Below are 12,029 nucleotides of genomic sequence, written 5' to 3' on the forward strand. Positions count from 1 at the left end.
CGCACCCGCTGCTGCACCCGTTTTGCGGTATCAGCGGCTCTGCCATGGAGAGACACGTGTTTGAGTTCAGCCTTGACCGGGTCGCCATATGTGCGGTGGATCAGGCACAGTCACCGGACGGCGTTCCCGTGGGCGCGCCCGACGACTTTCACCTCATCGTCAAGACAGCCGGCGACCAGTTCCGCGACTGGTTCACCCGGCTGTGTCTGTACCTCGTACTGCAGGACGAGTACGAGCGGGAGAGCGGCGAGACGGTGATCATCGGGACCGAGTACGGGAACTTCGGTGCCATGGCGGGGCTGCAGCGCACGGCGGCGGCCAAGGGGCGGCTGATGTCGGCCCAGTACTTCCCCAACGCCCTGACCAGTTCCGCGTCGGCCTTCGTCAACCTGGCGATCGGCGCCACCGGTCGCAACATGACCCTGAACGCCGCTCAGCTCACCCCGGTCGTCACCCTCTGGCAGATGCTGTCCGCGCTCAGCAAGGGCAGTTCGTCGACGGGCCACCTCCTGATCGGCGACGTCTACTCCCCGGAGGCTCTGGACGACGCCCGGCGTGAGGACGCCGCCCTGCGCTGCGAATCCGGTGTCGCCCATGCCCGGTTGCGTGCGGGTGGCGACTACGCGGCGCGCTTCGACTTCTGGCAGGAGGACGCGGCTTCGGCCGAGCCTTTCCCGGCGGGCGGCCGGGCCTGGGCCCTACCGCGGGGCGCAGCCCCCGAAGCGGTCGCCGAACCGAAGGAACACCTGGGCAGGAACGGCGCGTTCATCACCGCCGACTTCCTCCGGATGGTGCAGGAGCTCGCCCCCGGCGGGAGTGCGGTCGTCGAATGCCGCGCCACATCCGGCAAGCGCGCCAGTGTGACCGTAACGAAGAGGAGCTCGTGATGGCCCGAGGATCTCAACCCGTATTCGTCACCGGTCTCGGAGCGATCTCGCCCGCCGGAGCGGGCAAGGAGCGTCTCTGGGCCGACCTGTGCTCCACCACGGCCCGTTTCGAAGAGTTGAAGCCGATCTACCCGGGCATGAAGCCGGGCATCCTCAGCGGCCGCGTCCCCGACGCGGCCCGCGAGCGCGCCCATGAACTCACCGGCCACCGCACCCGGTACGGGACGGCTCGCTCGGCCTCCCTGTTCGCCGAGTACGCGGCGCTGGAGGCGCTCGCCGACGCCGGGTTCACCCCCGGGCACCCGGCGCTGCTCGACGCGGTGGTGTGCGTCGGCAGCAGCGACGGCCAGGCGGACGCCCTCGAGGACGTCGTCGCCGGACGCTGCGACTCCGCCGCCTCGGGCGGCTACTCCAGCTACTCCATCTCGGACGACGTGGCCCGCACCGTCGGTTCGGTAGGTCCCACCTTCACCGTGCACAACACCTGCGCCTCCGCCAATGTGGCGCTGTCGTGCGCGCTGGAGATGCTCCAGGCCGGGGTGGCCGACACCGCGGTCGTCGGCGGTGTCGACCCGTATTCCGAGAAGAACCTGATCGGCTTCAACACGCTGCAGGCGATCGGGCCCCACGCCTGCCGCCCATTCGCCAAGGACCGGCGGTACGTGACGCCTTCCGAGGGCGCCGGCTTCCTGGTCCTGCAGACCGAACGGTCCCTCGCCGGCGCCCGCTCGCCCTACGCCGAGCTGCTGGCCTCCGCGGTCAACAACGACGCGAGCCACCCCACCGCGCCCGACCCCGAAGGCGTCGCGTCCTGCCACCGGATGGCGCTCGCCCAGGCCGGCCTCGAAGAGTCCGACATCGACGTGATCTTCGCCCACGGGACCGGCAGCCGCGCCAACGACACCATCGAGGGCGCCATCTTCCAGGAGCGCTACCCCCGCGCGGCGATCACCGCCATCAAGGGAACCGTCGGCCATCTGATGGGCGCCGCCGGAGCAGTGGGCGCCGTGGCGTCCTGCATGGCCATCGAACAGCGTCTGGTGCCGCCGACCAACATCGCCCGCGAGGACGTGGAGTTGGACATCAACCTCATCACCGGCGGCCCTTTGGCGCTGCCCCGGTTGCGCCACGTACAGAACAACGCCTTCGGCTTCGGCGGCAACAACGCGATCAGCATCTTCCGGAGCACCACGTGACGGAGCTGTTCTCCGAGGGAGCCCCGCTCAAGCTGGCCATGGACGGTCCGCTGGCCGTCCTGACCATGGACAGCCCGCCCAAGAACCTCTTCGACATCGCGATGTGGGACGCCTGGAAGGCCGCGCTGAAGTGGCTCGGCGACAACCCACCACGAGGGCTGCTGATCCGGGCGAGCGGCACCGTCGTGAGCGCCGGGGTCGATGTCGAGGTCTTCCGCCGAATGGCCCGGGACGAAGCCGAGTCGTTCTGGGCCGAGCAGTTGGCCACGACCCGGGCACTGGAGCGGCTCCCGTTCCCCACCGTGTTCGCGGCACACTCCCTGACGCTCACCGCCGCCTTCGAGCTCGCCCTCGCCTGCGACCTCATCGTGGCCACCGGTTCGGCAAGGTTCGGCCTGGTCGAGCGGGTGGTCGGGTTCACCCCCGCCATGGGCGGCACCCAGCGCCTCGCCGCACTCGCGGGCCCGGCGCGGGCCCGCGAGCTGGTGATGACCGGCAAGCTCTACCGGGCAACCACCCTGGAACGCTGGGGGGTTGTCAACCAGATCTTCGAACTGGCCACCTTCCAGAACGACGCCCACGCCTACGCGATGGACCTGGCCACCGGGCCCACCGTCGCGCACGCGGCGACCAAGCAGGTCGTCGCGCACTACCTGGCCGGCGGCACCGAGGCCGCGGATGGGGCACTGCCCGGCATTGCCGCCGCGGTGACGAGGAGCGAGGACCACCGCCGCTCGGTGGAGGCTTTCCTGACCGAGGGACCGGATCATGCGACCGACTGCCACGGCCGGTAGATACGCGATCGGGGGCCCTCGATGCCGGTGACCTCGGACCTGGTCGGGCGGCGCTACCCGACCACCGCACCGTACGAAGTGTGCCGGGAGAAGATCCGGGAGTTCGCGGCCGCCATCGGCGACCCGCACCCGGCCTACCGGGACGCCGGGGCCGCCCGCACGCTCGGTCACCCCGACGTGATCGCACCACCCACGTTCGTCTTCGCTGTGGTCCATCGGGCGATGGCCGAGGTGCGCGGCGACCCCGCGATCGGCCTCGACATCGACCGTGTGGTCCACAGCGACCAGCGCCTCGAGTTCCACCGCCCGGTACGGGCCGGTGACCGGCTCACCGTCACCGTGCACATCGAGGCGGCCAGGCGGCTGGCGGGCAACGGGATCGTCTCGACGCGCAGCGAAGTGACGACGGAGAGCGGCGAGCCCGTCGTGACGGCGCACATGACGCTGATCTCCCGTGCACCAGAAAACACCGACTGACCCACACCAGAGGAGCAAGTCCCGTGCCTATCACCGATGCGATCCATCCGGCACCGCGCACCGGCCAGCCCGTCACCGGTCGCGTGGCAACCCCGCGCCGTCTTCTGATGTGCCGCCCCAGCCACTTCGACGTCACGTACTCGATCAACCCGTGGATGCACCCGGAGAAGCCCTGCGACGGCGGTCTCGCGCTGGCCCAGTGGGAGAAGTTGTACGAGCTCTACAAGTCGCTCGGCCACACGGTGGAGGTCATCGACCCGATCCCCGGCCTGCCCGACATGGTGTTCGCGGCCAACGGCGCAACTGTCGTCGACGGCAAAGTACTTGGCGCCCGGTTCCGGCATGCGGAGCGGACCGCCGAGGGCCCCGCGTACCTCAACTGGTTCGAGCAGCAGGGCTTCCAGGAGACCCTGTGGCCGGAGTTCATCAACGAGGGCGAGGGTGATTACCTCGTCGTCGGCCGCCGCATCCTGGCCGGCACCGGTTTCCGGACGGACCCGCGTTCGCACGCGGAGGCCCAGGAGTTCTTCGGTCTGCCGGTCACCGGGCTCACCCTGGTGAACCCGAACCACTACCACTTGGACACCGCCCTGTCGGTGCTCTCGGACACAGAGATCATGTACTACCCGGAGGCCTTCTCGAAGGGCAGCCAGGCGGTACTGAAGACGATGTTCCCGGACGCGATCCTGGCCCGCCCCGAGGACGCCGCGGTGTTCGGCCTCAACGCCTTCAGCGACGGTTACAACGTACTGCTGCCGCAGGCGGCCACGAACCTCGTCGCGCGGCTGAAAAACATCGGTTTCAACCCCATAGGCGTGGAGCTGTCCGAACTTCTGAAGGCGGGCGGCAGCGTCAAGTGCTGCACCCTGGAGCTTCGATGAAGATACTCGTACTCGGCCGCGAGGAAGACTCCCTCGACTACCTGCGGTACTGCGAGAACCACGGCATCGAGGCCACGTTCGTCGAGCCGCCCTCGCTGGCCGGGATCGACCGGGACGCATGGCAGGAGACCCTGCCCGCCCTGGTGGCCGAGACGGTCGAGCTCGACTCCTTCGACGAGATCGTCTCCTTCCGGGACGGCTACCAGGTGCACACCGATGTGCTGCGCCGCCACCGCGGCTGGCCGGTCCGGGACATCGACTCGGTGAACTGCCTCACTGACAAGTCACTGTTCAAGTCCCACCCGGCGGTACGGGATTTCGTCGCCCAGCACATCGAGATTGCGCAGACCACCGACCCGCGCGAGGCGCTCGCCCAGGTCGAGGCGACGCTGGGCTTCCCGGTCGTACTGAAGCCCTCGAACGGCTTCTACAGTGCGGGCGTCGTCCGCGTCGACCGGCCCGAGGACTTCCGCAAGGCCTTCTTGTCCGTGAGGCGCGTCTGCGGTCTGCTGCGCGACAGCCGCGGCCCGTCCCAGATCATCGCGGAGCGCTATCTGGACGGCGACGAGGTGATGGTCGACGGCTTCGTCGTCGACGGCAAGGTCACCTGTCTCCTGTTCCACATCAAGCTGCCGCGTCTGACGGGTCTGCCGTCCTTCCACGAGACGGGCTGCGTCACCCAGCCCTTCGACGGCGTGAAGGGCCCCGAGTTCCAGGAGATGCTGGAGCGCGTCATCGGCGGCGTCGGCCTGGACAACTCCGCGTTCAACGCGGAGTTCCGCTACGACGGCGACGGTCGCCTCCACATCCTGGAGTGTGCCCCGCGCATCTCCGGCGGTGGCGCGTCGGTCCAGAACCTCCTACGCATCTGCACCGGCCTCGACGCGTACGGAATCCAGCACCGCCTCGGTCGCGAGCCGGTCGACCTCACGCCCATCAAGCACAGTGCCGCGCTGGAGTACGACTTCTGCGCCGCCAAGAACGGTCACCTGGTGCGCCTCGAGGACACGGTGGCCCTCCTGGAGGACCTGTCGGCCGACACGATCCTGCGGTACCGCGAGAACGGCCAGTTCGTCTTTGCTCCCCCGCTCAACGTCGAGACGGTCCTCACCGCGTACTTCGCGTGCGAGACGGCTCAGAGCGCGGAGGACCTGCTGGACGTGGTCCAGCACAAGTGCGTCATCGAAACCACCGACCAGCCTCCGGCTTAAGGCCGGAGCCGGCCGCAGGCACAGCGTCCCGGAGAAGTCCCACAGATACCGACGCACCCTTCCTGACCCGGTTCACTGCGGGTCAGGAAGGGTGCGGTGGCATCGCACGTCAGATGTCCCGGAAGATCTCGATCTGCGCCCCAATGGAGTTCAGCCGCTCCGCGAGGTCCTCGTAACCGCGGTTGATGACATAGACGTTGCGCAGCACGGACGTGCCCTCCGCCGCCATCATCGCCAGCAGCACGACCACGGCGGGCCGCAGCGCGGGCGGGCACATCATCTCGGCGGCGCGCCAGCGGGTCGGGCCCTCGACCAGGACGCGGTGCGGGTCCAGCAGCTGCAGTCGGCCGCCGAGGCGGTTGAGGTCCGTCAGGTAGATCGCGCGGTTGTCGTAGACCCAGTCGTGGATCAGCGTCTTGCCCTGTGCGGCGGCGGCGATGGCCGCGAAGAACGGGACGTTGTCGATGTTCAGGCCCGGGAACGGCATCGGGTGGATCTTGTCGATCGGCGCCTCGAGCTTGGAGGGCCGGACGGTGAGGTCCACCAGCCGGGTACGGCCGTTGTCCGCGAAGTACTCGGGCGTACGGTCGTGGTCGAGGCCCATCTCCTCCAGGACCGCGAGCTCGATCTCCAGGAACTCGATCGGCACCCGGCACACCGTCAGCTCCGACTCGGTGACCACGGCGGCGGCCAGCAGGCTCATCGCCTCGACCGGGTCCTCGGAGGGGGAGTAGTCGACGTCCACGTCGATGTTCGGTACGCCGTGGACCGTGAGCGTCGTCGTGCCGATGCCCTCGACCCGGACGCCCAGCGTCTCCAGGAAGAAGCAGAGGTCCTGGACCATGTAGTTGGACGATGCGTTGCGGATGACCGTGGCGCCGTCGTGCCGGGCGGCGGCCAGCAGGGCGTTCTCGGTCACGGTGTCGCCGCGCTCGGTCAGCACGATCGGCCGGTCGGGACGTACGGCACGGTCCACCACGGCGTGGTACTGCCCCTCGGTCGCCGCGACCTCCAGGCCGAACCGGCGCAGGGCGATCATGTGCGGCTCGATGGTGCGCGTGCCGAGGTCGCAGCCGCCGGCGTACGGCAGCATGAAGCGGTCCATGCGGTGCAGCAGCGGGCCGAGGAACATGATGATGGAGCGGGTGCGTACGGCGGCTTCGGCGTCGATCGCCGCCATGTTCAGCTCGGCCGGCGGCACGATCTCCAGGTCGACGCCGCCGTTGATCCAACGGGTGCGCACACCGATGGAGTTGAGCACCTCCAGAAGGCGGTACACCTCCTCGATGCGGGCTACCCGGCGCAGCACTGTGCGCCCCTTGTTGAGCAGCGAGGCGCACAGCAGGGCCACGCAGGCGTTCTTGCTGGTCTTGACGTCGATGGAACCGGACAGCCGACGTCCGCCGACGACCCTCAGATGCATCGGACCGGCGTAACCCAGCGACACGATCTCGCTGTCCAGGGCCTCACCGATTCGGGCGATCATCTCAAGGCTGATGTTCTGGTTGCCGCGCTCGATGCGATTGACGGCGCTCTGGGAGGTGCCGAGCGCCTCGGCCAGCTGCGTCTGTGTCCAGCCACGGTGCTGCCGGGCGTCACGGATGAGCCTGCCGATGCGTACGAGGTAGTCGTCTGCCATGAGGTTGAGGCTATCTCAGATATGAGATGGCACATCCCAGGGGGGTCCATTCGGGTGACGCGTCATCAACGCCTACTGGCGTTACGGGTACGACGCCACCCGAAAGGTCCGGGCAAATCCATCGATGTCGTACGACGTCCGGTGCTGCTGTGTGTGCGGCGCGGTCCGTGCTTGCCGCCGGTGGTGATGGACCAGGAGTGCCGGTTGATGTTCAGCCGTACTCCGGGCAGGATCCGAAAACTCTTGCGGAATGTGAGGGGCATGGACGCCTCCCTTCGGGTCGCGATGCGTACCTCTCGGTTACCCCGACTTGGCGAACTGATGGCATGTCGGCAACAGCGGAAGGGCCGGCCCGGCGCACACAGCGCCCAGCCGGCCCTTCCGGTGGTCCGTCCCCTCGTGCCCGATCAGTCCGTGCCGGACTCCATCGCGGCGCGGTCCAGCAGCGCGTCCTCCTCGGAGACCTCGCCGCGCGAGGCGATGGCCTCGGCGCCGCCCTCCGGCATGCTGCCGATCAGACCGGTCGCGGCCGCCTGGGCGGCGCCGACAGCGGGGCTGCCGGTGCCGATCAGGCCGATCCCGGCGTACTGCTCCAGCTTGGCGCGCGAGTCGGCGATGTCGAGGTTGCGCATGGTGAGCTGGCCGATCCGGTCCACCGGGCCGAACGCGGAGTCCTCGGTGCGCTCCATGGACAGCTTGTCCGGGTGGTAGCTGAACGCCGGGCCGGTGGTGTCGAGGATCGAGTAGTCCTCGCCACGCCGCAGGCGGAGGGTGACCTCGCCGGTGACGGCCGCGCCGACCCACCGCTGCAGCGACTCGCGGATCATCAGCGCCTGCGGGTCCAGCCAGCGGCCCTCGTACATGAGGCGGCCGAGGCGCCGGCCCTCGTTGTGGTACTGGGCGAGGGTGTCCTCGTTGTGGATCGCGTTGACCAGGCGCTCGTACGCGGCGTGCAGCAGGGCCATGCCCGGTGCCTCGTAGATGCCGCGGCTCTTGGCCTCGATGATCCGGTTCTCGATCTGGTCCGACATGCCGAGGCCGTGCCGGCCGCCGATGGCGTTGGCCTCCATCACCAGGTCGACGGGGGAGGCGAACTCCTTGCCGTTGATGGTGACCGGGCGGCCCTGCTCGAAGCCGATCGTCACGTCCTCGGGGGCGATCTCGACCGACGGGTCCCAGAACCGCACACCCATGATGGGCCGGACGGTCTCGATGCCGGTGTCCAGGTGCTCCAGCGTCTTGGCCTCGTGGGTGGCGCCCCAGATGTTGGCGTCGGTGGAGTAGGCCTTCTCCGTGCTGTCGCGGTAGGGCAGCTGGTGCGCGACCAGCCACTCCGACATCTCCTTGCGGCCGCCGAGCTCGGTCACGAAGTCCGCGTCCAGCCAGGGCTTGTAGATCCGCAGGTTCGGGTTGGCGAGCAGGCCGTAGCGGTAGAACCGCTCGATGTCGTTGCCCTTGAAGGTCGAGCCGTCGCCCCAGATCTGGACGTCGTCCTCGAGCATCGCGCGTACGAGCAGGGTGCCGGTGACCGCGCGGCCGAGCGGCGTGGTGTTGAAGTAGGCGCGCCCGCCCGAGCGGATGTGGAACGCGCCGCAGGTCAGCGCGGCCAGCCCCTCCTCGACCAGCGCCGCGCGGCAGTCGACCAGGCGCGCGACCTCGGCGCCGTAGGTCTTCGCGCGGCCGGGCACCGAAGCGATGTCGGGCTCGTCGTACTGGCCGATGTCGGCGGTGTAGGTGCACGGAACGGCGCCCTTGTCGCGCATCCAGGCAACCGCGACCGAAGTGTCGAGGCCGCCGGAGAAGGCGATGCCGACGCGCTCGCCGGTGGGGAGGGAGGTGAGGACCTTGCTCATAGGAAGAGTATGCATCATCTCGCATGGTCATGCAATTGGGGCATGCGGGACCCGGGGAAACCCAAGGAAAGGAGGCATGCCGAAGCCCCGGGCATGACCATCGCGGCCCTATGTACTAGAGTTATCTCGACATCGAGATATCTGCCGAGGTGCACCGCAGCCGCGCGGCGCCACCGATCTGGCGGTAAGGGTTACCTAACTTAGCCTTACCTTAGCGGATCGGCCAAGTAGCCGTGGCGGCAGGATCGTGGTGGTACGCGCACATCAATGAAGGAGACTGTCGTGTCGGCGAACAGCTTCGACGCCCGCAGCACGCTGCAGGTGGGCGACGAGTCGTACGAGATCTTCCGGCTGGACAAGGTCGAGGGCTCCGCGCGCCTCCCCTACAGCCTGAAGGTGCTGCTGGAGAACCTCCTCCGCACCGAGGACGGCGCGAACATCACCGCCGACCACATCCGCGCCCTCGGCGGCTGGGACTCCCAGGCCCAGCCGTCGCAGGAGATCCAGTTCACGCCGGCCCGCGTGATCATGCAGGACTTCACCGGTGTGCCCTGTGTCGTGGACCTCGCCACCATGCGTGAGGCCGTCAAGGCGCTCGGCGGCGACCCGGCGAAGGTCAACCCGCTCTCCCCGGCCGAGATGGTCATCGACCACTCCGTCATCGCCGACAAGTTCGGCACGAACGACGCCTTCAAGCAGAACGTCGACCTCGAGTACGGCCGCAACAAGGAGCGCTACCAGTTCCTGCGCTGGGGCCAGACCGCCTTCGACGACTTCAAGGTCGTCCCGCCCGGCACCGGCATCGTCCACCAGGTGAACATCGAGCACCTGGCGCGCACGGTCATGGTCCGCAACGGCCAGGCCTACCCCGACACCCTCGTCGGCACCGACTCGCACACCACCATGGTCAACGGCCTCGGCGTCCTCGGCTGGGGCGTCGGCGGTATCGAGGCCGAGGCCGCGATGCTGGGCCAGCCGGTCTCGATGCTCATCCCGCGCGTCGTCGGCTTCAAGCTGACCGGTGAGCTCACCCCGGGCACGACCGCCACCGACCTCGTGCTGACCATCACCGAGATGCTCCGCAAGCACGGTGTCGTCGGCAAGTTCGTCGAGTTCTACGGTGAGGGCGTCGCCGCCACCTCCCTCGCGAACCGCGCCACCATCGGCAACATGTCGCCGGAGTTCGGCTCCACCGCGGCGGTCTTCCCGATCGACGGCGAGACCATCAAGTACCTCAAGCTCACCGGCCGCTCCGAGCAGCAGCTCGCGCTCGTCGAGGCGTACGCCAAGGAGCAGGGCCTCTGGCTGGACCCGCAGGCCGAGCCCGACTTCTCCGAGAAGCTGGAGCTGGACCTCGCGACGGTCGTCCCGTCGATCGCCGGCCCGAAGCGCCCGCAGGACCGTATCGTCCTCGCGAACGCCGCCCAGCAGTTCGCCCAGGACGTGCGCAACTACGTCGCGGACGACTCCGAGGCGGGCAAGGAGTCCTTCCCGGCCTCCGACGCCCCGGCCGTCTCCAACGGCGTCCCGTCGAACCCGGTCACCGTCACGGCCCCCGACGGCTCGACCTACGAGATCGACCACGGTGCGGTGACGGTCGCGGCCATCACCTCCTGCACCAACACCTCGAACCCGTACGTCATGGTCGCCGCCGCGCTCGTCGCGAAGAAGGCCGTGGAGAAGGGCCTGACCCGCAAGCCGTGGGTCAAGACCACCCTCGCCCCGGGTTCGAAGGTCGTCACCGACTACTTCGACAAGGCGGGCCTGACCCCGTACCTCGACAAGGTCGGCTTCAACCTCGTCGGCTACGGCTGCACCACCTGCATCGGCAACTCCGGCCCGCTGCCGGAGGAGGTCTCCAAGGCCGTCAACGACCACGACCTCGCGGTCACCTCGGTCCTCTCCGGCAACCGGAACTTCGAGGGCCGTATCAACCCCGACGTCAAGATGAACTACCTGGCCTCCCCGCCGCTGGTCGTCGCGTACGCCCTCGCGGGTTCCATGAAGGTGGACATCACCAAGGACGCGCTCGGTGTCGACCAGGACGGCAAGCCGGTCTTCCTGACCGACATCTGGCCGACCGAGGCCGAGGTCAACGACGTCGTGGCGAACGCCATCGGCGAGGACATGTTCAACAAGTCCTACCAGGACGTGTTCGCGGGCGACGCCCAGTGGCAGGCGCTGTCGATCCCCACCGGCAACACCTTCGAGTGGGACGCGGAGTCGACGTACGTCCGCAAGCCCCCGTACTTCGAGGGCATGACGATGGAGACCACCCCGGTCTCCGACATCACCGGCGCCCGTGTCCTGGCCAAGCTCGGCGACTCGGTCACCACCGACCACATCTCGCCCGCCGGTGCCATCAAGGCCGACACCCCGGCCGGCAAGTACCTCACCGAGCACGGTGTGGAGCGTCGTGACTTCAACTCCTACGGCTCGCGCCGAGGCAACCACGAGGTCATGATCCGCGGCACGTTCGCCAACATCCGCCTGCGCAACCAGCTCGCGCCGGGCACCGAGGGCGGCTACACCCGCGACTTCACCCAGACCGACGGCCCGGTCTCCTTCATCTACGACGCCTCGCGCAACTACATCGAGCAGGGCACTCCGCTGGTCATCCTGGGCGGCAAGGAGTACGGCTCCGGCTCGTCCCGTGACTGGGCCGCCAAGGGCACCGCGCTCCTCGGCGTCAAGGCCGTCATCACCGAGTCGTACGAGCGCATCCACCGCTCGAACCTCATCGGCATGGGCGTCCTGCCGCTCCAGTTCCCGGAGGGCCAGTCCGCCGAGACGCTCGGCCTGACCGGCGAGGAGACCTTCTCCTTCACCGGTGTCGAGGAGCTCAACAACGGCACCACGCCGCGCACGGTCAAGGTCACCACCGACACGGGCGTCGAGTTCGACGCGGTCGTCCGCATCGACACCCCCGGTGAGGCCGACTACTACCGCAACGGCGGCATCATGCAGTACGTGCTGCGCTCCCTGATCCGCAAGTAAGCGGTCGAGCAAGAGCGCAAGCAAGCGGTGCGGCAGGGCAGTTGAGAACCCTGTAGAGGGCCGCATCCCCGGCGACGGGGGTGCGGCCCTTCGC

The 12,029-nt window shown here is 68.5% G+C and carries 10 protein-coding genes; 7 read left to right on the plus strand and 3 right to left on the minus strand.

Translation table 11 applies throughout. The features are described from left to right. Nucleotides 1-56: 56 nt before the first annotated feature. The 6 genes from ACZ7M7_RS22475 to ACZ7M7_RS22500 are packed head-to-tail and all read left to right on the plus strand — an operon-like array spanning nt 57 to nt 5,446. Nucleotides 57-887 carry a hypothetical protein gene (locus tag ACZ7M7_RS22475; RefSeq protein WP_472119595.1) on the plus strand — a complete coding sequence of 277 codons (831 nt, stop codon included), beginning with the start codon at nt 57-59 and terminating at the stop codon, nt 885-887. After that, nucleotides 887-2,083 carry a beta-ketoacyl synthase N-terminal-like domain-containing protein gene (locus ACZ7M7_RS22480; protein WP_383623240.1) on the plus strand — a complete coding sequence of 399 codons (1,197 nt, stop codon included), beginning with the start codon at nt 887-889 and terminating at the stop codon, nt 2,081-2,083. Before ACZ7M7_RS22475 ends, ACZ7M7_RS22480 begins: the two co-directional genes overlap by 1 nt. After that, nucleotides 2,080-2,877 (plus strand): enoyl-CoA hydratase/isomerase family protein, encoded by a 798-nt coding sequence (locus ACZ7M7_RS22485; RefSeq protein ID WP_472119598.1) that lies wholly within the window; start codon nt 2,080-2,082, stop codon nt 2,875-2,877. The genes ACZ7M7_RS22480 and ACZ7M7_RS22485 overlap by 4 nt, the downstream gene beginning before the upstream one ends. A 21-nt stretch (nt 2,878-2,898) precedes the next feature. Next, entirely contained in the window at nt 2,899-3,354 is a 456-nt protein-coding gene (locus tag ACZ7M7_RS22490; RefSeq protein ID WP_472119602.1) for an FAS1-like dehydratase domain-containing protein, read from the plus strand. Nucleotides 3,355-3,377: 23 nt separating this feature from the next. Beyond that, nucleotides 3,378-4,235: a dimethylargininase gene (ddaH, locus tag ACZ7M7_RS22495; RefSeq protein WP_451172376.1), complete on the plus strand. Its 858-nt coding sequence runs from the start codon at nt 3,378-3,380 to the stop codon at nt 4,233-4,235. Then, complete coding sequence (locus ACZ7M7_RS22500; RefSeq protein ID WP_472119606.1) at nt 4,232-5,446, plus strand: ATP-grasp domain-containing protein; 1,215 nt, start codon at nt 4,232-4,234, stop codon at nt 5,444-5,446. Before ddaH ends, ACZ7M7_RS22500 begins: the two co-directional genes overlap by 4 nt. A 109-nt stretch (nt 5,447-5,555) precedes the next feature. Here the strand turns inward: ACZ7M7_RS22500 and ACZ7M7_RS22505 are convergent, their stop codons facing one another. The 3 genes from ACZ7M7_RS22505 to argG all read right to left on the minus strand — a co-directional run bounded on the left by ACZ7M7_RS22505 (nt 5,556) and on the right by argG (nt 8,938). Continuing rightward, nucleotides 5,556-7,085 (minus strand): helix-turn-helix domain-containing protein, encoded by a 1,530-nt coding sequence (locus ACZ7M7_RS22505; protein WP_472119609.1) that lies wholly within the window; start codon nt 7,083-7,085, stop codon nt 5,556-5,558. Between the two features lie 65 nt (nt 7,086-7,150). Further along, a complete protein-coding gene (locus ACZ7M7_RS22510) occupies nt 7,151-7,348 on the minus strand; it encodes a DUF4236 domain-containing protein (protein ID WP_472119612.1) in 198 nt (65 codons plus the stop codon). A 144-nt stretch (nt 7,349-7,492) separates the two neighbouring features. Continuing rightward, complete coding sequence (gene argG, locus ACZ7M7_RS22515; RefSeq protein ID WP_472119615.1) at nt 7,493-8,938, minus strand: argininosuccinate synthase; 1,446 nt, start codon at nt 8,936-8,938, stop codon at nt 7,493-7,495. A 282-nt stretch (nt 8,939-9,220) separates the two neighbouring features. Here argG and acnA point away from each other — a divergent pair, with 282 nt between their 5' ends. Next, the gene (acnA, locus tag ACZ7M7_RS22520; RefSeq protein WP_472119618.1) at nt 9,221-11,935 is read left to right on the plus strand and encodes an aconitate hydratase AcnA; all 2,715 of its coding nucleotides are present in this window, start codon (nt 9,221-9,223) and stop codon (nt 11,933-11,935) included. Nucleotides 11,936-12,029 lie beyond the last annotated feature (94 nt).

It is taken from the genome of Streptomyces sp. NPDC111606, assembly GCF_055656945.1.

Excerpts from the sequence above, each read along its gene's own strand:
- ACZ7M7_RS22480 (WP_383623240.1), top strand. The coding sequence starts at position 887 with ATGGCCCGAGGATCTCAACCCGTATTCGTCACCGGTCTCGGAGCGATC.
- ACZ7M7_RS22490 (WP_472119602.1), top strand. The coding sequence starts at position 2,899 with ATGCCGGTGACCTCGGACCTGGTCGGGCGGCGCTACCCGACCACCGCA.
- ACZ7M7_RS22500 (WP_472119606.1), top strand. The coding sequence starts at position 4,232 with ATGAAGATACTCGTACTCGGCCGCGAGGAAGACTCCCTCGACTACCTG.
- ACZ7M7_RS22505 (WP_472119609.1), bottom strand. The coding sequence starts at position 7,085 with ATGGCAGACGACTACCTCGTACGCATCGGCAGGCTCATCCGTGACGCC.
- ACZ7M7_RS22510 (WP_472119612.1), bottom strand. The coding sequence starts at position 7,348 with ATGCCCCTCACATTCCGCAAGAGTTTTCGGATCCTGCCCGGAGTACGG.
- argG (WP_472119615.1), bottom strand. The coding sequence starts at position 8,938 with ATGAGCAAGGTCCTCACCTCCCTCCCCACCGGCGAGCGCGTCGGCATC.